Origin of the sequence: Halovivax asiaticus JCM 14624 (assembly GCF_000337515.1) — an archaeon.
GTDB lineage: Archaea > Halobacteriota > Halobacteria > Halobacteriales > Natrialbaceae > Halovivax > Halovivax asiaticus.
In genome coordinates this window covers 114702-136511 of sequence record NZ_AOIQ01000017.1, presented here as the reverse complement: position 1 = coordinate 136511, position 21810 = coordinate 114702, and the positions used below count along the sequence as shown (strand labels likewise).

The following is a 21810-nucleotide window of genomic DNA, read 5'->3' as shown; positions in this document are numbered from 1 at the left end:
CGTGACGGTCTGGACTGCGCTCACCTGGCCCGGGTGAACCGGTGCGAACTGGTTTGGAGACATCACAGTCAGTTCTTCGCCCCCGCCTGTCGTATCGACTGTCGCTCAGTGGTTACCCCGACCGGAACGCGGGGGCTAGATAGTTAGCCCCGACCGACCGCTCCGCGCGGTTGTCGCTCCCCGAAACAGCGCCAGACAGCGTTCACACAGCCGAAAAATCGGCTTTTCGGAGGACAATCGGTCGCGCCCAACGACGACCGAAACGCCGCCCGCTAGCGAGCGTCTTCAGTGGAGTCACCCTCGTCAGGCGCCGAGTCACCAAGCAACGACGCGAACAACCGTGACTCTGCCGCGCGGAGGTGACTGTGAAACGTCGGCGACGAAACCCCGAGGAGGTCGGCGAGGTCGGCCCCTGACAGCTCCCGGGGCGATTCGAAGTAGCCGCTGTGGTAGGCGAGCAACAACGCCTCGCGTTGTCGATCCGTCAGGGCGTCGATCGTCTCTGTGCCACGAACGACCGACTGTCCCGCCCCCTGGGTGGCTTCCGTTCGGCTAACCAGATCGACCGAGTCGTAGACCCGACGATAGGCCTCGACCAGACGACGAACGTCGGTGCCGTGAGGGAGCGCGACGCGAAGCCTGACCCGCTCGGGAGTTGCCGAGAGCGATCGAAGCGTCCCGGTTCGATCGCGGAGCGGGTCGACGAGATCAGTCGTCGCCGTGTCGATCCGGACGAGCGTCGAGGCGGGGCCATCGGTCAGCACCTCGACGGTCCCCGCAATCTGCATGCCCGCGATCGCATCGAGGCGATCACCAGCGTCGTCACCCTCGAGCGAGCAAAACTGCGTGAGATGATCGCCGCGGGGGACCGTCAACTCGACGGCTATCGAACTGTCGACCGCGTCGGCGAGACGACAGTAGACGCAGTCAGGATCGAACAGATCCAGTTCGACGAGTTGTTCCGTCCCGGTGAGGAGTGCACGTGAACGTTCGAGCGACTGAATCCTGCGCCCAAGTATCTCACCGACGTCCGCAAACAGCGACTGCGTCTCCGGGCCGAACGAGTCTACCGTCGGACCGTAGATGACCAGCCCACCGCGAACCGCGTCGGTCGTCGACAGCGGCACGAAAAGCGCCGAGTGGATCCGCCCGTCGAGCGCTTCACGTCGCTCGGCGGCCGTCTCCGTCTCCGCCAACACGTTCTCGACGGCCCGAGTCGAGCCGGTGTCCCACACCTGTTCGAGGACCTCGTGGTGACGCCCGATCAGCGACCCCGAACCGGCCTCGAAAAAGCGATCGGGAATTCCCCGCCAGATCGACGGGTCGATCCCGTCCGTCGGGTCGAACCGGGCGATCCAGGCGCCCTCGACGGGATCGAGTCCGGCGAGGCGCTCACAGATCGAGCGTTCGAGGGCCGGTCGTGAGTCAGTCTCGACGATAGCGCCGATCGTCTCCCGAGCGACCGTCGTGTGCACGGAAAGCCGTTCGACGTCGTCGGAAACGCGTTCGAGGACGCGGTCGCGTTCTTCGATCGCCGACCGGCCACTGACGCGGTCCAGTGCGGCCGCAACCATGGTACCGAGCAGCGAGAGGAGGTCGACGTCCCCGTCGGTGAACGCCCCGTTTCGACGGTCACCGACGACGAGCACGCCGTGATCCCCGAGACTCACGAGTACCTCGCTCTCGATGGAGTCGGCGCCGATCGCCCCACCATCCGACGGGCTCGGCCGGTACGACGAGGACTGTTCGGCGACGGTCTCCCAGACCGCGTTCGACGGATCGGTGATCGGGACCGGCTCCACACTCCCTGCCTTCTCGACCCACCAGGCCGTCGGTTCGAGCGCACGATCGGCGGGCTGAAGCGTGTAACTGGCTGCCACCGGCCGGTCGAAGACCGCCGTCGCCGCGGCGACGGCAACCTCGTGGATCCGGCGGGCCGTCGGGGCTCGCAACATGTCGTGGCTGACGTCGGCGAGCGCTTCCATGAGGTCTTCCCGACGTTTCCGATCCGTGATGTCGCGCGCCTCGGGAATGAGTTCGACGACCGTCCCTCGCTCGTCCTCGATCGGACGGATCGAAAAGTCCGCGACTCGCCGCTCACCGTCGACGACGTATGGAAGTTCGTCCCTGAAAAACGACCCGTTTCGGGCGCGTTCGAGGCCGGTCTCGAACGTCTCCCGCGACGCCGGCGGCAGGTCGAACGCCTCGGGCATCGTCTTTCCAACGAACGTCTCCGGATCGGCGTCACCCGGAAGCGACTCGTTCACCTCGAGCAACCGGCCGTCCAGGTCCATCAACCCGGTGAACTGGAACGTGTTGTCGAAAATCGCCTCGAACCGTTGTTCGCGTTCGCGCCGTTCCGTCACGTCGCGGAAGAAAATGGAGAGGCCCTCGTCGGCGGGATAGACGTGCGCCAGTATCCAGGCGTCGAGCGCGCCGACGTGGGCCTCGACGGTCCGCGTCTCGCCGTCGTCCATTGCCGCTTCGAACGCGTCGAAGAACGATGACGTTCGGATACCTGGCAGGACGTCCCAGAGGACGTCGCCACGGAGGGAATCATCCGACGCGAGCAGTTCGGTCGCGCGATCGTTCGCGTACGTAAATCGCCAGTCCGTATCCAGCGAGACGAACCCGTCCGTGATCCGTTCGAGAACGAGGTCGCGCTCCTCGACGGCTTCCTTGTACCGGGTGATGTCCTTCGCGACGCCGACGACGCGGTCGACGGCTCCGGTATCGGCACTGACGGGCACGGCCCGGTCTTCGATCCAGCGAACGGTCCCATCCGACTGGACGAGACGATAGACCTCCTCGTACTCGCTGGCCCCGAGGTCGTCGATCGCGTCGGCCACCCGTCGACGGTCGTCCGGATGGACCCGATCGAGCAACGACCGCCAGTCCTCGTACAGGCGTTCGACCGGTTGCTCCCAGACGTCCTCGTACGCCGGGTTCGCGTACAGAACGGCTTCGCGTTCGGGATCGGCCAGCCAGACCACCTCGTCGATCGATTCGGTCACCTGCCGGAAGCGACGCTCACTGCGAGTGAGTTCCGTTCGAACGCGATGACTCTCGACCGCGTGTTCGATCCGGTTGGCAAGCATCTCGTAGGTGCCGGCGTCGTGGGCTTTCGTGACGTAATCGGTGACGCCGGCCGAAATCGCCTCGCTCGCCACCTCCTCGCTTCCGCGACCGGTGAAGAAGATAAACGGCAAGTGCTCGTCACGGGCACGGATCTCCGCGAGCAGTTCGAGTCCGTCGAGTCCGGGCATACTGAAGTCACTCAGAATACAGTCGATCGGCTCCGCCTCGAACAGCGAAAGTGCCCGTGCGGAGTCCTGACACTCGACGACGACGCATCGGTCGGAAACCTCCTCGAGTCGGTGCTTGCACAGCGCCGTCGCCTGCGGGTCGTCGTCCACGTGGAGGACGTGGATCGTCGTGTCGTCGACCGACGCGCCAGTTCGGGCAGTCACGGGTTCTCACCCGTCGCTTGCGACCTGAAGTGCCCGTCCGATCCATCGACTACCCGGTACACGTTCCATTCGTATCATCTGCGGAGCGATATAAACGCGGCGGCCACACCGGCGGTTTCGACCGATCCACGGTCAGCCGGTGGTCACGACTCTAGCACAGGTTCCGTCGCGGCTCGAATCTCGTCGACGTCGGCGTCGGTCTTGAACGCGGTCCCACTGTAGTGTGCCGGCGAGGCCTCGTACCCGGCGTCCCGAAGCGCCGCGAGGAAATCGTCCATCGCGTTCGCCGGGAGCGTCCACTCCTTGCACAGGCGGTGCTGATCGTAGTGTGTCGGCTCGTCGAGTTCGGCTTCGAGCGTCGAACAGAACGCTCGTGCCCGCTCAGCCGTCCCGAACGACGACGGAATCCGTTCGCGAACGGCCGCGACGAACGCCCGGTCGTGGGACGCGTCCAGCCAGATCGGGCCGGCCGTCAGGACCCGACTGGCGCCACACGCCGGACAGGTCTCGAGCGGGTCGGCGAAGTGACCGCGTGTGTGCTCCCGGTAGAGACAGTCCTCACAGTGAGAGACGAACCCGAGCGCGTCCAGGGTGGCGTCCGCGGCGGTCGCCCGGTGGTCGAGTTCGAGAAACGTCCGCACGTAGTGGCTCTTGGCGTACGTGAAAAGGGGTGTAACGCCGATATCGTACCGCGCCGCCGTTCGGACGAGCGCCGAGAGCAGGACGCGAACGCCCATCTCGGCGTGGTAGTCCGTGTTCCGGGGGACAGCCGAATACGAGCGAATGCCGCTCTGAAGGTGAGCCCCACACAGCGGTGCGGTGTCGGTCGCCGTCACGCAGACCAGATTCCGTGCGTTCGCGAATGCGGCGTCCGCAAAGGGCATCGGCGTCCCGTACGGATCGAGATCGATCACGTCGAGCGCCCGGTCCATGTCCCGTCCACAGCCATACATGAACGCGTTCGCGTCCTCCTGGACCACGTCGAACGTCTCCTCCACACCGTTTCGCGCCGCGTTCTCGCGCGCCAGCGACACGGCTCGTTCGTCGGTGTCGACACCCATCGCCGTCCACCCGTTCGCCGCCGCCCGAATCCCGCGGACGCCGCTGGCCGTCATCGCGTCGAGATACGTCGCCGCACGCGACTCGCGCTCCTCACGGAACGCACCGAGGACGGCGATAGTCAGATCCCGGTTCAGTTCCTGGCGCGGATTGTAGAAAACCGGCCCTTCGACACCGTCGGTCGATTCGGCCGGGACTGTCAGTTCGACGCCGCCCTCCGAGACGCGCATACCCGGGTTCGGGCCGCCCGGGCGAAAAACGCCGCGGTTCGGCCATCCCAAACCGATTTTACACCCCGGCCCAGATGACAGGGTGTGACGGAGCACGGACCCGTCGAGCGATGGCAGGCCGACCTCGCCGACGCCGGCGAACTCACCCCCGAGCTCGTCGAGCGCATCTCGCGACTCCACGGCGACCGGGGCGTCCGCGCCATCGAGGCCGTCGCCGAGCGACGGGTCAAGGGCTACCGCGACTTCACCGTCGTCGTCGGCCACGCAGACGAGTACGTCGTCGAGGACGGCACCTGTACCTGTAAGGACGCCAGATACAACATCGATCCCGACGACCCCACCGACGAGTGCTGGCACGTCCTCGCCGTCCAGATCGCTCGGCGAATCGGGCACGTCGACGTCCACGACATGTGGTACTCGGACGTCCGCGAATTTCTGTGAGGAGATTACCAATACGACCAGGACTTCGGACGCCAGCCACTCGGTTGCAGTTCCCGGTTACTCCGGCAGTCCGGACATCCGGGCAAACCGTTCGTAGGCGAGTTCGATCGTCTCGATCGCCATTCCCTGATTGGTGCTGACAAGATCGGGCCCACGCCACATCGTCGGATAGGCACGTTTGAACTCCCAGCCCCAGACGCGATCCCCCTTGAACCCGTTCTGCAACTTGACGACCACGTTCTTCCGGGTCACGTTCCCGCTCATGACGTCCTGAATCCACTCCCAGAAGGCCACGTCGGTAGTCATGCCACGCTGGAGGACCAGATCGGCGTGGGCAAACGTTCCCGGAAGCGTGTGGACGTGATCGTTGACACCGCCTTCACGATACTGAACGGTCTCGAGTTGCATCGTGATACCGGAGACTTCGGCGAAACCGGCGACCGCCTCGCCTTCTACCTGCACCTCGAAATTGTACTGCGAGTATGGATTGTCGTCTGCCGTATAGGGTTGCTCTGCCATAGTGTTCGTCTCCGTATCTCCGCGTCTCACTCACTCCGTGTCGAACGAGTTCTGGAGGATGACCCCCTCCCCGTTTCCGTCGATGAACGATCCTTGCGTCGACTCGGACGACCCAGGGTCAGTGGGCTCAGCCGGTTCCGTCGGTTCGTTCATCCGTTCGTTGATCTCACTGATCTCCGCACACCACCGCCGTCGTTCCCAGTGTGGGAGCGAGAGGACCTCTTCGTGGCTCCACCCGAAGTGGTAGGCCACGAAAGCGACCTCCGCAAAGAGGTCCTCGGGATCGACGACGCCGGTCACTCGTTCGCGTTTCCCGCTTCGACCTCCGCCGGTGCATCCAGATCGGCGTCGTCGGTCGCGCCGACGGCGTCGTCTGTACTCGACGTCGCCTCGTCGGCCGCCGAACCCGCCGGTGGGTCGGCGAGTGTGACGCCGGACGTCGCGTCGACGTCGAACGTCTCGCCACAGTCCGGACAGGCCGTCGTGACGGCATTTCTGCCTCGGTTGTTGACCCGCTCGTACATCGCCTGCAGGTACTCGAGATCGGCGACGAACAGGTTCTCGATGACGTCGACGTCGACGGTTTCGAGTGTCCCCAGTTCGGTCACGACCCGAGATAGGAGGACGATCGTCAGATACGAGGAGTTCGACTGCACGTGTGGTTCCGACAGTGGCTGAATCTCGTCGGCGGCAGTCGCGAGTCGCATTCGGCCCTCGCGATGGAGCGTCCCATCGTCGTCCACGTACCCCCGCGGCAGGGTGAATTCGAACTCGGTTTGCAGTGTTTGGTCGGTCATCGGTGAGCCTCCAGCTGGTCCGTCAGCACGCGAAGTCGGCTCGATTCGACGAACGATCCGTTCGTCCCGGTGTGAAGGTACCCCTCCTCGTCGACTCGCCACGTCGTATCGAAACGCGAGCGGGAGATGGCGAACGGCCGAAGCGGCTCACTCGATCGCATCATACGTTCTTGCGCTTCATCTCCTCGAACTCGACGGTGTACGTCTCGACTGCGATGGCGTTCTGGCCACCGCTGGCCTGGGCGTTCAGCGTCGGCGGGTCGTACTTGCGGATCCAGGCGTTCGTGAACTCGAATCGGATGACGGAGGTACCGGCCTGGTCCTTGAGGACGACCGCGATGTTCTTTCTGGCATCCTCACCCTTGCCCTCCTCGACGGCCTTCCGCCAGTCGTCAAGTCGCTTGTTGTCCTCCTCGGCGCCCCGAGCGAGAACGAGCGGCGAGTATCGCGTATCGCCGAAGAGCTTCCGGGAGTGCTTGGCCTCGTCGCCCTCGCGGTAGTCGAGCTGGTCGGTCTCCTGCGTCGGGAGCTGTACCTCGAGGAATCCAGGGACGTCGACGCCGTCGAGCTCGACGGTGAATTCCGTGCTTGGCAGCGGTCCGTGTTCTGGCATGTATTATCGTGAATGTGAACTGTCGTCTGGTGGTCGGTGCGCTCAGGCCTCGCCGGTGTCCTGGCTGATGCGGAAGATGACGAACTCGGCCGGCTTGACCGGAGCGACGCCAATTTCGACGATGAGCCGACCGTTGTCGATGTCGTCTTCGGTCATCGTCTCCTCGCCACAGCGGACGTAGAAGGCCTCGTCGGCCGTCGATCCCTGCAGGCCGCCCTCACGCCAGACGGTGGTCAGGAAGTTCTCGACGGACTGGCGGATCCGGGCCCACAGGTCCTGGTCGTTCGGCTCGAAGACCGACCATTGCGTCCCTTCGTCGATGGACTGCTCGATGAAGAGGAACAGTCGGCGGACGTTCAGGTACTTCCACTCGGGGTCGCTCGAGGTCGTCCGGGCGCCCCAGACGCGGATACCGCGGCCCTGGAAGCTCCGAATGCAGTTGATACCCTTCGGGTTGAGGACGTCCTGTTCACCCTTGGTGACGTCGTGTTGCAGGCCGACGACACCGCGAACGGTCTCGTTCGCCGGAGCCTTGTGCACGCCGTGCTGGACGTCACTTCGCGCGTAGATACCGGCGATGTGGCCGCCCGGCGGGGCGAGTTTCTCGCGGTTGGTCACCGGATCGAGCACGGAAACCCACGGGTAGTAGTACGCCGCGTACGAGGAATCGACCGGCGTCTCCAGTTCGGAGACCGGACCGGGGTTCTGCTCGGCCTGCAGGACGGCAAAGCGATCGCCCATGTTCTCACAGTGTGCGACGATCGAGTCCGTCAGTCCCTGCACATCGTTCTCGTCGGGAACGCAAACGATCGAGATGTCGTCGAGTGCGGTAAAGGCTGCGAGGCCGGTTCGAAGCCCCGGTTTGTCGATGCCTTCGTAGTCGTTGAGCGACACCTCACCCTCGGCGTCGGGCTTGGTCGGTTCCTCGGTGACGACTTCGACGTCTACGTCGACTTCGCCCGACCGGATGTCGTCGAGTTGCTCGATCAGGTCGTCTTTCGATGGGTTTCCCTCGGTCTCGAAGGGACGGGCGATTCCTTTGAGATCGTTGTACTTCAGTTCGTCCAGGTTGTCCGGGATGTAGACGACAGTTTCCTCCTCCGCAGTCTCCACGAGGCCACCGTCAGCCGCGGCTGTCGGCGTGTCACGGTTCAACCATGTGAGGCCGGGAACCGGGCGACCGTCCTCGACGTACTCGACGTCTACGAGAACGGAACTCGAGAGTTGCTTCTCGTAGAACTGGCTCGACTTCGGATCGGACGAGAGTCCGTCGAAAACCTCCTCGACGTCCGGGGCCGGTTCCGGACGCGCGGCGTCCGGCTGACTGACCTCCTCGAGGTCGCACGACCAGTACCGGACGACCATATCGAACTGGTCACCCCGCTGCCCGTCGCGAACGATCACGGCGACCGAGTTGCCCCAGGAGCCGGGGCCGTTTGCTTCGACGTTCAGGACGTTCGACTGATCGTCGGCAACCAGCGTCGTCGTCGCGACGTCGTTCGGGTCGGCTGCAGTGACGCGGCCGACGTAACATCGGCCACCGCCGTTCTTGAAGTAGCCGTCGAGGGCGACATCGAGATTCGAGTGCTTCGGACTCGATCCGTAGAGTCGCTCGAACTCGGTGTAACTCGTCACGAGTTGTGGTTCGACGGGACCGCGATGGGTCTGACCGAGGAAACCAGCCGTACTCGTGCTGACACCTTCGACAGACTTGCTTCCGCTACTTACCTCTTCGACATACACGCCGGGGGATTGATATTCTGGCATTCCAGGTGACCTCCTAAATTTGTCTCCCTGTAACTGGGTTTTTACAGCGAATTAATATAAATCTTTCTGAGTGTGTTTATTTTTGTATTGTTTAGGCACATACCCATATTGATTGTGGAAAGATAGACGCGGCGGCATACCGACAGAACATAATAAGATTGTGGCCGGCAAAAGTGTAAGTTCCCAATTCAAACTGGATTTGTATTACGGGAGGTGACGCGCCCAGAGTATCGGTCAGATGAGCCGGCAAAAGACACCGAACAACAGCGATTCGAAGTCGAACGAGTCGGATCGGAGGAGGTGAAAATTCAGTCTTCAGGGACGACGTCGACGAGGATTTGGATCGAATCCGCCGCCTCGCTAACCTGATCGTGGGCGTCGATCAATTCGAGAAGTGGCTCGTCGGATTCGAGTGCCGACTGGAGCCGGGACACCGACTTGAGGTATCGCTCCAGGCTCTCTTCGGTCGTCACTTCCTCGAGCGGTTCGCCCAGTTCGATCAACAAGTCGAGGAGTCGATCGATCTGTTCACGGTAGGACTGTTCGCGATCGTCGGTCGGTTTGCGGTCCTCACGAGAGAGTTCCGCGATGTCGCGTGCAATGCGTGCCCCCTCACCCGTGTGCGGTTCGAGCCGGTCACTCAGCGTCGTAAAGAACCGGACACGATCCTTGACCGTCTTTCGCAAGGCGTAGGTCACGAGCGTCCGCCGCTCGTGTTCCAGTTCGGTTACGGTCTCTTCGAGCGAGCCCACCCGTCGAGCGATTCCCTCGATGCCGTCCGGGCGCTCTTCGGGTTCCTGTCTGACCGGTGTTCGATGCGGGTTCTCGTCGTCCGTCAAGTGATGAACGACGAGCGCGAACAGTAGTTCGGGACTGTACACGAACGAACGACCGAACTGGTCGTCCATCGCCTCCCAGTTCCCACTTGGCGTCCGCTCGAACGAGCCGAGAAACACCGCCGGATCGGCATCGTCCGCCGGCTCACTGCGGTGGGTCTCGTGATACTGTTCGGCCAATTGTCTGGCGACCGTCTCGACGCTATCGTCGCCCGGGTCGACGACGGAGAGGTCGACCGACGGAACCGACGTCTCCGCAGGCGGCGTTTCCCGATGTGTGAACTCGAACACCTCGACGGTTCGATTCGCCACGGCGTCGCTGTCGATCGCCCCGTCGGTGTCGGCGACAGGAACCGTCTCCACGGCCACCTCGCTGAACTGGATGAAGAGGTGTATCTCGTCGGTCGACGGGCTCGGGAGCGTCTTCGTGGTCACCTGCTCGACGACGATCGGCCGCCCCCGGCCGTCGATCGCGAACCCGGCGTCGACGGTGACGTCGAGCCCATCGTCAGTTTCCGAGACGTCACGGACCTCGAGCCCACAGACGATTCCCGACCCATTCACGTGACGAGTGAGCGTGTGCAGTCGCTCGGCGTGGTAGGTCTGTTCGGCCTCCATGTCGCGGGGCGTCATCAACTTGCCCTTGAAGAACCGGTTCTTCTCGAACTGAGAGAAGCCGGCCGCATCTCGTTTCGTATAGTCCGCTTCCGGAGTCATAGCGAGAGTGTAGATATATAATGAACGTCCGATAGTATAAAATATCCGATCAGCGCACGCGCGTTCCTAACCTGATCGTGAATCCCGATCGTCGGCCAACGTGTGCCGGGGCAACGTCGAAAGCCGCCGTCACGCGGCTCTCAACCGGCAAGAACAACAGTAACGTGCACAGGCCATCCGTCTCACTCCCGACATCGGCATAGTTATCATACATAAAATCGTATACATCGACAACAGACACAAATCAATTATGGAAAGGTCTTTTGAAACATGCTACCAGGCGGTGGAAACGGACGAGCGATGAAGGCAACGATCGAATCCGAAACGGAAAACCAACTGATCGTCAGCGTACTGGACAACGCCGACGAACACCATCGGATAACCCTCGACCGAACCGGGACACTGGACAGTCACTACTGTGGCGACGAAGAGTGGAATGCGGCCACGCTGTCGGGCGAACAAGCCATTCGCGCTCGTCGAAGCGTGAGATTCGCGAAATATTATTGTTTTCGCACGCACGGGATCGCCGCGGTCGACGCGTACGGCGCCGACCAGATCACCTATCCGGAACGGCTGACTGCGACCGCGCTCGTTCTCGCCGCACTCACGCCGGAGACGGTCGAGCGGCTGTTCGAGATGGTCACGAACCAGTTCGAGGAGCCGGCCGACCACGTCGTCGAACCGCCGACAGCGGACCCCGACGCCGAGTGGACGCACATCGAACAGGACCTCCTGCTCGACGGAACACGAGGGCGACTGCCGACCCTCGTCGACGCGACGATCGAACTCGAAGCGATCGGCGCACTTCGCCAGCTACTCGATCGCTACCCCGACAGACGAAGCGATCTGCTCCCGCGTCGGCTCGCCACGATACTGGGGTCGAACCATCAGGAAGAGACCACCCGCGACAAGACAACCGCTCCCGGGTGGTCGATCGTCGACACCGGAACACCGCACGTGCACTGGGAGGGAGGTGAAGTGACACCTGGACCGGACACCGGCGTCGTCGACGATACTGACTGGATCCGCGGTGCACGGATCCAGCTCCCGCGTCCCGATCGACCGGTTCGGACGCCGGCAGGGTTGCAACGGCGCCTGCTCGATCACCTCCGATGCCAGCTCCGGGACTGCTACGTCGGCATGGGACTCGCGCCGCCAAGCGGTTGCCGCGTGCGCGGTCCCGGGATCGCCTGGTGTACCGAACTGTACGAGACACACCCGACCGAGCAGCGGTACCACGATCCCGACGCGATCGTCGACTGGACGCAGTTCGCGCCGCTCTCGCAGCTGCAAGGGTGATCCGGACGGCTACGGACGATCCACCCGATTCAGAAAACCGCTTCGCTCGCCTGAAGAAGGAATTCGGTACGTACTAAGTGTCCGCCCGCAAGAGTTGCCGCCATGAACACGTTGCTCTGTTCGAACGAAGACGTCGACGAGTACGCGCGCATGCCGGCCGTCATCGACGCGCTGGAAGCTGCCTTCGCCGCCTACGAACGCGGTGATGCGCTGATGCCGGCGAAGTCCTACGTCGACCTGCCCCAGTACAACGGCGACTTCCGGTCGATGCCGGCGTATCTCTCGACGGACGACTGGGACGCCGCCGGACTGAAGTGGGTCAACGTCCACCCGGACAATCCCGACGACCACGGACTCCCGACGGTCATGGGGACGATGATCTACTCCGACCCGGAGACGGCCTACCCGCTCGCCATCATGGACGGCACCGAACTGACCATGAAGCGCACCGGTGCAGCAGCAGCCGTCGCGACCGACCACCTCGCCGTCGAGGACGCCACCTCGATGGGCATCGTCGGCGCCGGCGTCCAGGCCTACACGCAACTCGAGGCGATCAGCGAGATCCGCCCCATCGAGGAGGTCGTCGTCAGCGACCTCGACGACGCACGCGTCGAGCGCTTCGTCGATACCTTCGCGGACGAGTTCGACATCCGCGGCGGATCGATCTCGGAGGCCAGCCACTGTGACGTCCTCTCGACGGTGACGCCCGTCGAGACCCCCATCGTCGGTCCCGACGACGTCGGCGAGAAAACCCATGTCAACGCGATGGGCGCCGACGCCGAGGGCAAACACGAACTCGCCGACGATCTCCTCCTCGACGCGACGATCGTCATCGACGACCACGAGCAGTGCACCCACTCGGGCGAGATCAACGTCCCGTACCACGATGGCACGCTCACGGACGACGACATTCACGCCGAGATCGGCCAGATCGTCGTCGGCGACGAGGTGGGTCGCACCGGCGATACGGGCGTGACGGTCTTCGACTCGACCGGGCTCGCGATCCAGGACGTGGCCGCCGCCCACGTCGTCTACGAGGAGGCAAGCGAGCACGAAGGCGGCAGTCCGTTCGATCTCGTCGGCGCCGACAACTGAGTTCCACCGTACGACACGCGCCGCACCGCCGCGTCGGACCTACCGTCCGCTCACGAGGGTTCGACTTCGATCGCGACCTCACCGCACTCGGTACAAATTCCCTCGAACACGCCCGTCTCGCGATTGAGTTCGAGTTCTTGCAGTGTTTCTTCCCCGCACGTGGGACAGTTCCGCTGGTACTGAATCTCGCGACTTCCTCGCGGCGCGCCGAGGGCGAGCAGCGTCGCTCGTTCGTCGTCTGCGTTGTGAGCGAGCTGGAACTCGTCGGGTGCGAAACGGATCGCCTCGTTCTCACCGACGGCGACGTCGCCGGCTTCGGTCTCGAACGTCACCGTCCCGCTCGTGACGACGAAGAGTTCCTCCTGGTCGCGGTGGCGGTGGTAGTCCAGCCCCAGCTGTCCGCCCGGTTCGAGTTCGGCGTAGTTGATCGCCAGGTCCTCGGTGCCGAGCGGTTTCGAGAGGCGGTTGTACACGTCGGCCGGAGAGATCGATGGCCCCCTGCCGTCTTCCTGCAGGTCGACTTTCTCCATGTCGTCTTCGCTATCGGGCCCCGAGTGAATAAATCTAGACGCCGGAGAGCGTTGCTCGCCCAGCACCCACCGACCGAGACGGTCACCAATCCCGGACCCGACGCGGAATCGACGCCGTCATCCGGAGTTCGGGACAGTACTGGGCGATCGGTTCCGCCTCCGGGGCTGGAAGGCCGTGGGCGGCAAAGAGAGTGTTCTCGTGGAGTGTGACGGCTGCCGACTGGAGCGGCCAGGGCGCGTGGGCGATCTCGCCGACGAGGACGTTCGGGTGCCGCGTGGCACCCGCCGTCCGAGCGCCGCCGGGTGCGTAGAATCGCCGGCGATCGGTCAACCACTCGGCGCGCGTCCCGGGTTCGGCGAAGGTGATCGCGTCGTCGGGTTCGTACGTCACGGCGAACCTGGCCTCGGAATCACCCGACTCGTCCGGGCCAGACCGGGTTGCGGGAGCCGTCGTCCCGTCGCGCGTGCTCGCGAACGAAACCGAATTCCCGCCGTGTGGCGCCGTTCCCTCCGTTCGCGAGACGTGCATCCGGGCACACCGGACCGGCAATCGGGTGAGGCGACCGACCACGGACGCGATCGCGGCACTGTCGACGTCGACGCCGAAAAAGTACAGCCCCGGCTCGCCGCGATAAGAGACGTACGTCCTGACGTTCAGCTCCGCCGTCGTGTACCGCAGGAATCGCGGCGTATATCTGAGTCCGGCGTTCGACGCGACGAACGGAACGACGCTCACCCAGGCCCGACCCTCCCAGGTGTCGAGGGTGAGCGGATGGGGGACGTGGGGACGCAGAATGTCGGGATCGACCGGCCAGTGAAGGAAGAGACCGTCGCGCCACGTAAGCGTGAACGGGTGTGGGAGCCGCCCGACGGTTCCGTCGGCACTCGCCGGGAACCGGTCCGTCTCGCGTACAGCATCACCGCGGCTCATGGCCGTGCTCCGACGACGACGGACAAAAAGGCGGGTTCCGCACTTCGTGACCGTCACGCCTCGCTGGCTTCGAGTTCGAGGGAGTAGACGAGGGTCGGGTACGCCTCGTCGCCGATCTCGTGTGACGCGTCGCCGGTGACCTCGAACCCCTTTGCCCGGTAGAACTCGTGGCCGATCTCGTTGCCCTCCAGCATCTCCAGTCTGAGCGTCTCGACGGACGCGGGCAGGAGCGAGATGCCGTGTTCGAGTAACGCCGTCCCCACTCCCTGTCCCCAACTGTCGGGATCGACGTAGATCGACTTCAGGCCGGCCTCGTTCTCGCCGACGAACGCCTTCGTCTCGCTGTCTCCCCACCGGACGTCCGCGAACCCGAGACGGTCGCCCGTCTCGTCGACTGCGAGCAGGACACCCCGTCGATTCGCCGTGAGCAACTGGTGCCACCCGGCGATCGTCTCGTCGTCCGGATCGGGCGACTGGCTGGCGAGCACGTCGGCGGGAAGGAGATCGGCGTACGCATCCGTCCAGGCGCGCGCCTGGATTCGGGCGATCGCTCGGGCGTCGGATCGGTCCTCGTACTGCCTGACGTGCATGACTGGCCAAAGATTACCTGGCAGCCACCTATAGTTTTCTCCGGTGGCGACACTGCGTTCGGGAGAACCGTCCGTCGACACCCCTGCTTCGAACGAGACGGACACAGCGTCCCGCAGTCGATGCTCACTCCACGATGTCGATGCCGGGTCGACCGGGTTCGGCGTTTTTCACCGTTCCCTCGTCGGCCTCCGCGGCGTCGATTACCGTCACGGGGGCGTCGAACTCGCGCTCGATCAGCCACGCCGCCGACTCGAGCGCCTCGCGTTCGGCGTCGGGTGCGAGGGGCTCTTGCAGCGCCTCGCGCTCGGCCTGTAAGTCCTGGCCGTAGCTCGCGGCGGCGTCACCCTGCTCGCGGATGTGGTCCTCACTCATCAACTCGCCGATCAAGTTGGGCGCGTCGCTCTCGATGGCGATCTCGAGGGCGTCGTACTTCCAGTCGGGGGCGACGACGACGTCGATCCGCTCGGGGTCGGCAATTCCGGCGACCTCGACGATGTCGCGGACGTCCTCGCGGGTGTTCTCGACCAGCCGGCGGCGGCGCTCGACGCCCGCACGGTCGACCGTCGCGGTCGGCCAGTCGGCGTCGACGACGAAGCCGTCGCGGCCCAGTTCGTCCCACAGCTCCTCGGCGAGGTGTGGCGAGACTGGCGCCAGCAGGCGCAACACCGCCGAGAGGCCGCGTTCGAACGTCTCCGGGTCGGGGTCCGTGTACTCGGCGTACTGGTGCAGCGTCCGGACGAGATCCTGCGTCTCGCGTAGCGCGCGGTTGAACTGCAGGTCCTCGTACTCCTCGCCGGCGATGGCCACCGCGGCATCGATCTCGCCGTCGACGTAGCTGGCAACAGCGTCCGCGTCGCCGGTCGGCGGCTCGGCGACGAACGATTCGACCGTCTCCCGCAACCGAGTCAGGAACGCGTACGTCGAGCGGACGCCCTCCTCGCTCCAGTCGAAGGCTTTGTCGGGCTGGGCAGCCTGCATCATGAAGAGGCGGGCGGTGTCGGCGCCGTACTCGGAGACGATGCGCTGGGGTGAGACGACGTTGCCTTTCGACTTCGACATCTTCGAGCCCTCGAGCTGGACCATGCCGTGGGCCAGCAGGTCCTCGAACGGCTCGCGGAACTCGAGGCCCTCATGGTCGGCGAGCACCTTCGTGAAAAAGCGCGAGTACAGCAGGTGCATCACGGCGTGCTCGATGCCGCCGACGTACTGGTCGACCGGTAGCCAGTCGTTGGCTCGTTCGACGTCGAACGGGGCGTCGTCGAGATCCGGCGAGACGTACCGCAGGAAGTACCACGAGGAGTCGACGAAGGTGTCCATCGTGTCCGTCTCGCGCGTCGCCGGGCCGCCACAGTCGGGACAATTCGTCTGCTTCCACTCGTCGGCCGCGTCGAGCGGGTTCCCCGTCGTGTTGACGAACTCGGGCAGTTCGACCGGGAGGTCCTCGTCGGGCACCGTGACCGCGCCGCAGTCATCACAGTGAACGACGGGGATCGGCGTCCCCCAGTAGCGCTGCCGGGAGATGCCCCAGTCGCGCAGCTGGTACTGGGTGGTGTGCTCGGCGCTCTCGATATCATCGGTCAGCCGATCACGAGCCGCCTCGCTGTCCAACCCGCTGTACTCGCCGGAGTTGACGAGGACGCCGTCCTCGGTGTAGGCTGCCTCCGAGACGTCGGGCGCGTCGAGGACAGATCCGTCGTCGACCGTCTCGCCGTCGCGACCTTCTGGCTCCGGCGCGATCACGGGCTCGATAGCCACGCCCATCTTTTCGGCGAATTCGTGGTCGCGGTCGTCGTGGCCGGGGACGCCCATCAGCGCGCCCGTCCCGACGTCCGAGAGGACGAAGTCGGCGACGAAGACGGGGATCTCCTCGCCCGTCGCGGGGTTCGTCGCGGTCAGGTCCGTCGCGACACCTTTCGGCTCGTCGCCCTCGGGGTCGGCCTCCTGTTCGACGAAGTGGCGGACGTCATCGTCGGTCTCGGCCAGGTCCTCGCTGATCGGGTGGTCCGGTGCCAGGGCGAAGAACGTCGCGCCGTAGATCGTGTCGACGCGGGTCGTGAAGGCCTCGACGGAGCCGTGCTCCCGCGGCTCGCTCCGCTCACCGCCTTCGTTCGAGGCGCGTGGCGCCTCGCGGTCGGAAATGTCGAACTCCAGCTCGGTGCCGTACTGTCGGCCGATCCAGTTGCGCTGCATCTGGCGGACCGAGTTCGGCCAGCCCTCCAGGTCGTCGATCGCCTCCAACAGTTCGTCGGCATACTCGGTGATCTGCAGGAACCACTGCTCCAGTTCGCGCGTCTCGACCGGGGTATCACACCGCCAGCAGAGTTCGGCCTCGCCCTCGACCTGCTCATCGGCCAGCACGGTCTCACAGTGAGGACACCAGTTGACCTCCGCATCCCGACGGTCGACCAGGCCCTCGTCGTGAAACCGGGAGAAGAGCCACTGGTTCCATCGATAATACTCGGGAACGCAGGTGGTGACTTCGCGATCCCAGTCGATACCCAGCCCGATCGACCCCATCTGGTCGCGCATGCGATCGATGCAGTCGAACGTCCAGTCCTGCGGGTTGGTATCGCGCTCCTTCGCGGCGTTCTCGGCCGGGAGACCGAAGGCGTCCCACCCCATCGGGTGGAGGACGTCGTCGCCCCGCATCCGGCGGTAGCGGGCGTAGGCGTCCGTGATCGTGTAGTTTCGCACGTGGCCCATGTGGAGCTCGCCCGAGGGATACGGGTACATTCCGAGGACGTACGTCGGATCGTCGACGTCGTCCGGTGTCCGATACACGTCCGCATCGTCCCACGCGTCCTGCCATCGCCCCTCGACGGCCGCGTGGTCGTATCCCTGGTCGCTCATCAGTATCTACACGTCGAGTGACGGGCGACCCTATAGCTTTCCATGCAGGTGCCCTCGCGGGTGGGTCTGGGCTGTGGGTTTTGGCCGGCACTCACGCACCGACTGCTGGAGAACAATCTCCCAGGGTCGGTAAACGCGAACCCGAATCCGGGCCGTACCGCGGCTACGCTCGTGACAGGCGCTCGCTCGGGTCGTCAGCTGATGTCGATCTCGTGGCCGCCACCCTCGCTCCCGGCGAGTTTCGGGAGTGTCACGGTGAGCACGCCGTTGTTGTACGTGGCCTCGACGCCCTCCTCGTCGACCGGTTCCGGGATGCGGATACGACGGTCGACCGTTCGCTGGGTCCGCTCACGGCGGATGTAGTCACCGTCCTCGGTGGTCTCCGTCCCGCTCCGACTGGCTTCGAGCTGGAGCGCGCCGTCGACCAGCCGGAGATCGACGTCTTCCGTGTCGTAACCGGGCAGGTCGGCGGTGACGACGTACTCCTCGCCCGTGTCGGCGACGTCCACGCCGACCGTTCCGGGAACGGCCAGTCCGCTCTCGCCGACCATCGTATCCTCGAACTGGTTGCTGAGACGGTCGAACAGCTCTTCGAGATCGTCGAACGGGTTTCGGCGCATACGCGGCCATAGGGGCCGAGCGGAGATAAGTTCCCCCCACGATCGTCGAACGCAACGGCCGACTACCGACTGGAAGGGGCGACCGCCGACCCCGACGTCTGCCGCCGGTCACTCGACCGCGTGTTCCACGTCGTAGGAGCCGAGCCAGCGTACCCAGCCGTCGTCGAGGACGGCTTCGACCGCCTCGACGGCCGCCTCGATTCGCGGCTCGTACAGGCCACCCTCCAGATCGAGGTGAAACCGGTAGTCGCCCAGTTGCTTCCCGCTCGGCCGGGATTCGATTCGCGTGAGGTTGACGCCACGTTCCTCGAACGGGCCGAGAAGCTGATAGAGCAATCCCGGGTGGTTCGACGCCGGATAGATGACGATCGTCGTCTTCCCACCGGCCGACGAACGAGCCGACTCGGGTCCGAGCACGAAAAATCGCGTCTCGTTCGACGGGCGGTCCTGAATCTCGGTCGCGAGCACGCGAAGGTCATCCTCGGCCGTGCTCGGGTGGGCGATGGCCGCAACGGACTGATCCTCCCGAGCCAGTTCGACGGCCGCCGCCGTACTGGCGACGGATTCCCGGGTGACGTCCGGATACTCCGCCGCGAGAAACGACCGGCACTGGGCGAGTGCCTGGGAGTGACTCGCGACGGTCTCGAAATCGTCTTCCTGGGCGAGTAACGCGTGCGTGATCGGGGTGACGACCTCGCGAACGATCGAGACGTCCCGCGTTGCGAGCGCGTCGAGCGTCTCGGTGACGCTGCCCTCGATGCTGTTCTCGATCGGGACGACGCCGCGGTCGAACGACCCGTCGGCGACCGCCTCGACGATCGCCGTCACCGACGGCCGGAACGCGACCGAGTCGCTCACGGTACGAGCGGCCCGGTGGGAGTACGTTCCTTCCGGACCGAGCGTGACGGTGTGCATGCCCCTCCTAGGGGATGCCCAGAGAAAAGACCGTGGATCGAAGGGTCCCGGTCCACCCGCGTGTCAGATGGTCGACGACGGCCGCGTGAGTACTGACGACGAGCCGCTCCGGACAGGTCGGCCGCTCGGGTAGCGTCGCTCATCGGGAACCGTCGGCACAGTAGAAGGGGGCTCAGTACGCCGTCCGATTACTCCTCAATGTGTTCGATACCCTGCTTCGAAACGTTCGCTTCCGTGATCTCCTGGGGCATCCAGTCGGGCTTGTCGTCGGGAGCGGTCTCCTCCCACGCCCAGCCCTCGTAGATGTGTACCTTGTCGGTTCCCTTCTCCCGGAGTCTGAGTTCGACCCGGTCCGCACTCGATTCGCTCGAGCCCGGTTCGAGCCGACGGGCCGCCTTCAGTGCGGCCTGTCTCGGTGTATTTCCGGAGAAGACGCTCGATTCGTCACCGCTTCCTTCGCGAAGTGCGAAGTTGCGCTTACCATCTTCACGTACCATGGTTCCAGCCTCCATGCCAACTCAGCGCACAGTATGACATAAAGATATCCCCGACAATCAGCCGACAGCGGCGGTACGTTTAAGTGACGGGCGCGACCACCCTCTTGGGTATCACCGGCTGCCGACCGAAACCGGACGACACCGTCGGCTGTACACGGTGTTTCAGTGGGTCGATCAATCTGTCCGAGTCGGTTAGCAGCGTACGGTACCACCTGATCGGGACGCGACCGGCGTGGCTCGCCCGTGGCGACCGACCACCATGTGGGTCGACTCGACGCCGATCCGCCCACCGACGTGGACCACCCTGTTACGAGACCCCTCACCGGCGGAAAAACCGGGACCGCCACGCCGTTGCGTAGAAAACACTTAAGTATATCCTACGGCGAACCTCTCAGTAGAACCCCGCGATGGTCCGGAAAAAGAAGCTGAGTCCGAGTGGTGCCAAAGACGAGGACGGCAACTATCACAACGTACACCTCAACTTGCACGAGGACGAACTCGCCGTCGCCGGCATGGACATTGGAGACGACGTGTTCGTGCGCGTCCGCGACGGCAAGATCATCATCCAGAAAGCCGACGAGGACCAGCTCGACCACGAATTCTAGCCGCCACGGGAGGCCCCGTCGCTGGCTCCCCGACCGGACCGGGACGAGCCGACCACCACGAGAGCCGCCGTCGGCGACAGTGAATCACCCGACGGCTCGCCAGTAGGCTCCTGCTAGGGCCATCGCGCGGCCGGCAGTCGCCGCATAACTACGCCGGCTTGTCGATTTTCTCTCTGTAATGGAGTCCGACGTGAGCGCCGACGACGAATCGGCGTCGGTGGTCGTCCCCGCCATCGACGCACCGAGTAGTGTCGCGTGCCTGCGGTCGCTCGGTCGGCGCGGCGTCCGAACCGTGGTCGTCTCCGAGACGCCGACGGCGCCCGCCGTCCACTCGGCGTACTGCGACGAGGTGGTACCAGTTCCGGCCCCGCAGGACGACCTGCTGGGGTATCGGGACGCATTGCTCGACCTGGCCCGTCGCGACGCAGTCCACGCGATCGTCCCCGTCCGGGAGGCCGACGTGTACGTCCTCTCGCGCTATCGCGAGCAGTTCGCCGCCGAGATCGAACCGCTCTGGCCGGCGCCCGACACACTCCGTCGCGTCCAGGACCGGTGTACGCTCTTCGAGGCGGCCGAGACCGCCGGAATCGACGCACCGGAGACGCACCTCGTCGGCGAGGTCGACGACCCCGGTCGCGAGTGGATCGTCAAACCGCGCTACTCGATTCTGGCCGACGCCTACGTCGACTGCGATCCGGCCGACTGTACGGCACCGCCGACGACGACCTACCTGCCGCCAGGGACCGAGCCAGACGTCGCGGCGCTCACCGCCGAGATGGGCCACGAACCCATCTGTCAGGAGTACGTCCACACGCCCCACGAGTACGGTTTCTTCGCGCTCTACGACGAGGGCGAGCCCGTCGCGACCTTCCAGCACCGTCAGCGCCGCGGCTACAGCTACGCCGGCGGCCCGAGCGCCTTTCGCGAGTCGGTCGACATCTCCGCTCTCGAAACCGCCGGCCTCGCCCTGCTCGACGAACTCGACTGGCACGGCCTCGCGATGGTGGAGTTCCTGCGCGACGAGGAGACAGGCGAGTTCAAACTCATGGAGATCAACCCGCGATTCTGGTCGTCGCTGCCGTTCACCGTCCAGGCGGGCGTCGACTTCCCGTACTACTACTGGCAGCTGTGCAACGGCGGTGGCGAGATCGCCCCGGCGTACGATGTCGGGGTGGCCGGCCACCTCCTCCGCGGCGAACTGCTCTACCTGCACTCGATCCTCGCCGACGACGTCGACCTGGTCGACCGCCCCTCCTTCCCGGCTGCGGTCGGCTCCGTCGCCCGCTCGCTCGTCTCACATCCCCGGTTCGACTACCTGCAAAAAGACGATATCCGACCGTTCGTACAAGACCTCCGAAACGCGGTCGGCTCGCTGCGAACACGATAACGGCGAGCGGTCGACCGGCAGCGAAACGACGGAGTTCCCGT

21 protein-coding genes are annotated in these 21810 nt (G+C 64.7%); 5 read left to right on the top strand and 16 right to left on the bottom strand.

The window, feature by feature from the left end; genetic code table 11:
• Positions 1-272: 272 nt before the first annotated feature.
• Together C479_RS10905 and C479_RS10900 are read right to left on the bottom strand one after the other, a co-directional pair.
• Entirely contained in the window at positions 273-3470 is a 3198-nt protein-coding gene (locus C479_RS10905) for a PAS domain-containing protein (protein ID WP_007702242.1), read from the bottom strand.
• A 143-nt stretch (positions 3471-3613) separates the two neighbouring features.
• Positions 3614-4759: a tRNA (guanine(26)-N(2))-dimethyltransferase gene (locus C479_RS10900; protein WP_007702240.1), complete on the bottom strand. Its 1146-nt coding sequence runs from the start codon at positions 4757-4759 to the stop codon at positions 3614-3616.
• Positions 4760-4843: 84 nt separating this feature from the next.
• Between C479_RS10900 and C479_RS10895 the strand changes: the two genes are divergently transcribed.
• Positions 4844-5200: a hypothetical protein gene (locus tag C479_RS10895; protein ID WP_007702238.1), complete on the top strand. Its 357-nt coding sequence runs from the start codon at positions 4844-4846 to the stop codon at positions 5198-5200.
• Positions 5201-5257: 57 nt separating this feature from the next.
• Here the strand turns inward: C479_RS10895 and C479_RS10890 are convergent, their stop codons facing one another.
• The 7 genes from C479_RS10890 to C479_RS10865 form a co-directional block, all read right to left on the bottom strand.
• Positions 5258-5719, bottom strand: a complete 462-nt coding sequence (locus C479_RS10890) for a phage tail protein (RefSeq protein ID WP_007702236.1) — start codon at positions 5717-5719, stop codon at positions 5258-5260.
• A 30-nt stretch (positions 5720-5749) separates the two neighbouring features.
• Positions 5750-6019, bottom strand: a complete 270-nt coding sequence (locus tag C479_RS10885; RefSeq protein ID WP_007702233.1) for a DUF6760 family protein — start codon at positions 6017-6019, stop codon at positions 5750-5752.
• Complete coding sequence (locus C479_RS10880; RefSeq protein WP_007702230.1) at positions 6016-6516, bottom strand: hypothetical protein; 501 nt, start codon at positions 6514-6516, stop codon at positions 6016-6018. Before C479_RS10880 ends, C479_RS10885 begins: the two co-directional genes overlap by 4 nt.
• Positions 6513-6680, bottom strand: coding sequence for a hypothetical protein (locus C479_RS16260; protein ID WP_161607171.1), 168 nt, complete (start codon positions 6678-6680; stop codon positions 6513-6515). Before C479_RS16260 ends, C479_RS10880 begins: the two co-directional genes overlap by 4 nt.
• A complete protein-coding gene (locus C479_RS10875; RefSeq protein WP_007702220.1) occupies positions 6677-7129 on the bottom strand; it encodes a phage tail protein in 453 nt (150 codons plus the stop codon). The genes C479_RS16260 and C479_RS10875 overlap by 4 nt, the downstream gene beginning before the upstream one ends.
• Before the next feature lie 42 nt (positions 7130-7171).
• On the bottom strand, positions 7172-8896 hold the full coding sequence (locus C479_RS10870) for a phage tail sheath family protein (RefSeq protein ID WP_049907246.1): 1725 nt from the start codon (positions 8894-8896) through the stop codon (positions 7172-7174).
• A gap of 308 nt (positions 8897-9204) precedes the next feature.
• Complete coding sequence (locus C479_RS10865; RefSeq protein WP_007702213.1) at positions 9205-10449, bottom strand: hypothetical protein; 1245 nt, start codon at positions 10447-10449, stop codon at positions 9205-9207.
• Positions 10450-10749: 300 nt separating this feature from the next.
• Here C479_RS10865 and C479_RS10860 point away from each other — a divergent pair, with 300 nt between their 5' ends.
• Together C479_RS10860 and C479_RS10855 are read left to right on the top strand one after the other, a co-directional pair.
• On the top strand, positions 10750-11748 hold the full coding sequence (locus C479_RS10860; RefSeq protein WP_007702211.1) for a hypothetical protein: 999 nt from the start codon (positions 10750-10752) through the stop codon (positions 11746-11748).
• Positions 11749-11850: 102 nt separating this feature from the next.
• On the top strand, positions 11851-12843 hold the full coding sequence (locus C479_RS10855) for an alanine dehydrogenase (RefSeq protein ID WP_007702209.1): 993 nt from the start codon (positions 11851-11853) through the stop codon (positions 12841-12843).
• A 50-nt stretch (positions 12844-12893) separates the two neighbouring features.
• On the opposite strand, the gene C479_RS10850 is transcribed toward C479_RS10855, so the two are convergent.
• The 7 genes from C479_RS10850 to C479_RS10820 form a co-directional block, all read right to left on the bottom strand.
• Positions 12894-13373: a cupin domain-containing protein gene (locus C479_RS10850; RefSeq protein WP_007702206.1), complete on the bottom strand. Its 480-nt coding sequence runs from the start codon at positions 13371-13373 to the stop codon at positions 12894-12896.
• Positions 13374-13455: 82 nt separating this feature from the next.
• Entirely contained in the window at positions 13456-14304 is an 849-nt protein-coding gene (locus C479_RS10845; protein WP_007702204.1) for a YqjF family protein, read from the bottom strand.
• A gap of 53 nt (positions 14305-14357) precedes the next feature.
• Entirely contained in the window at positions 14358-14894 is a 537-nt protein-coding gene (locus C479_RS10840) for a GNAT family N-acetyltransferase (RefSeq protein WP_007702203.1), read from the bottom strand.
• Positions 14895-15018: 124 nt separating this feature from the next.
• Positions 15019-17745 (bottom strand): leucine--tRNA ligase, encoded by a 2727-nt coding sequence (gene leuS / locus C479_RS10835; protein ID WP_007702200.1) that lies wholly within the window; start codon positions 17743-17745, stop codon positions 15019-15021.
• 194 nt (positions 17746-17939) lie between these two features.
• The gene (locus tag C479_RS10830) at positions 17940-18365 is read right to left on the bottom strand and encodes an Hsp20/alpha crystallin family protein (RefSeq protein WP_007702198.1); all 426 of its coding nucleotides are present in this window, start codon (positions 18363-18365) and stop codon (positions 17940-17942) included.
• Positions 18366-18473: 108 nt separating this feature from the next.
• Positions 18474-19280 carry a prephenate dehydratase gene (pheA, locus tag C479_RS10825; protein ID WP_007702195.1) on the bottom strand — a complete coding sequence of 269 codons (807 nt, stop codon included), beginning with the start codon at positions 19278-19280 and terminating at the stop codon, positions 18474-18476.
• A 188-nt stretch (positions 19281-19468) separates the two neighbouring features.
• Positions 19469-19777, bottom strand: coding sequence for a non-histone chromosomal MC1 family protein (locus C479_RS10820; protein WP_007702193.1), 309 nt, complete (start codon positions 19775-19777; stop codon positions 19469-19471).
• 407 nt (positions 19778-20184) lie between these two features.
• Here C479_RS10820 and C479_RS10815 point away from each other — a divergent pair, with 407 nt between their 5' ends.
• The gene (locus C479_RS10815; RefSeq protein WP_007702190.1) at positions 20185-20382 is read left to right on the top strand and encodes a hypothetical protein; all 198 of its coding nucleotides are present in this window, start codon (positions 20185-20187) and stop codon (positions 20380-20382) included.
• 178 nt (positions 20383-20560) lie between these two features.
• A complete protein-coding gene (locus tag C479_RS10810) occupies positions 20561-21769 on the top strand; it encodes a carboxylate--amine ligase (protein ID WP_007702187.1) in 1209 nt (402 codons plus the stop codon).
• Positions 21770-21810 lie beyond the last annotated feature (41 nt).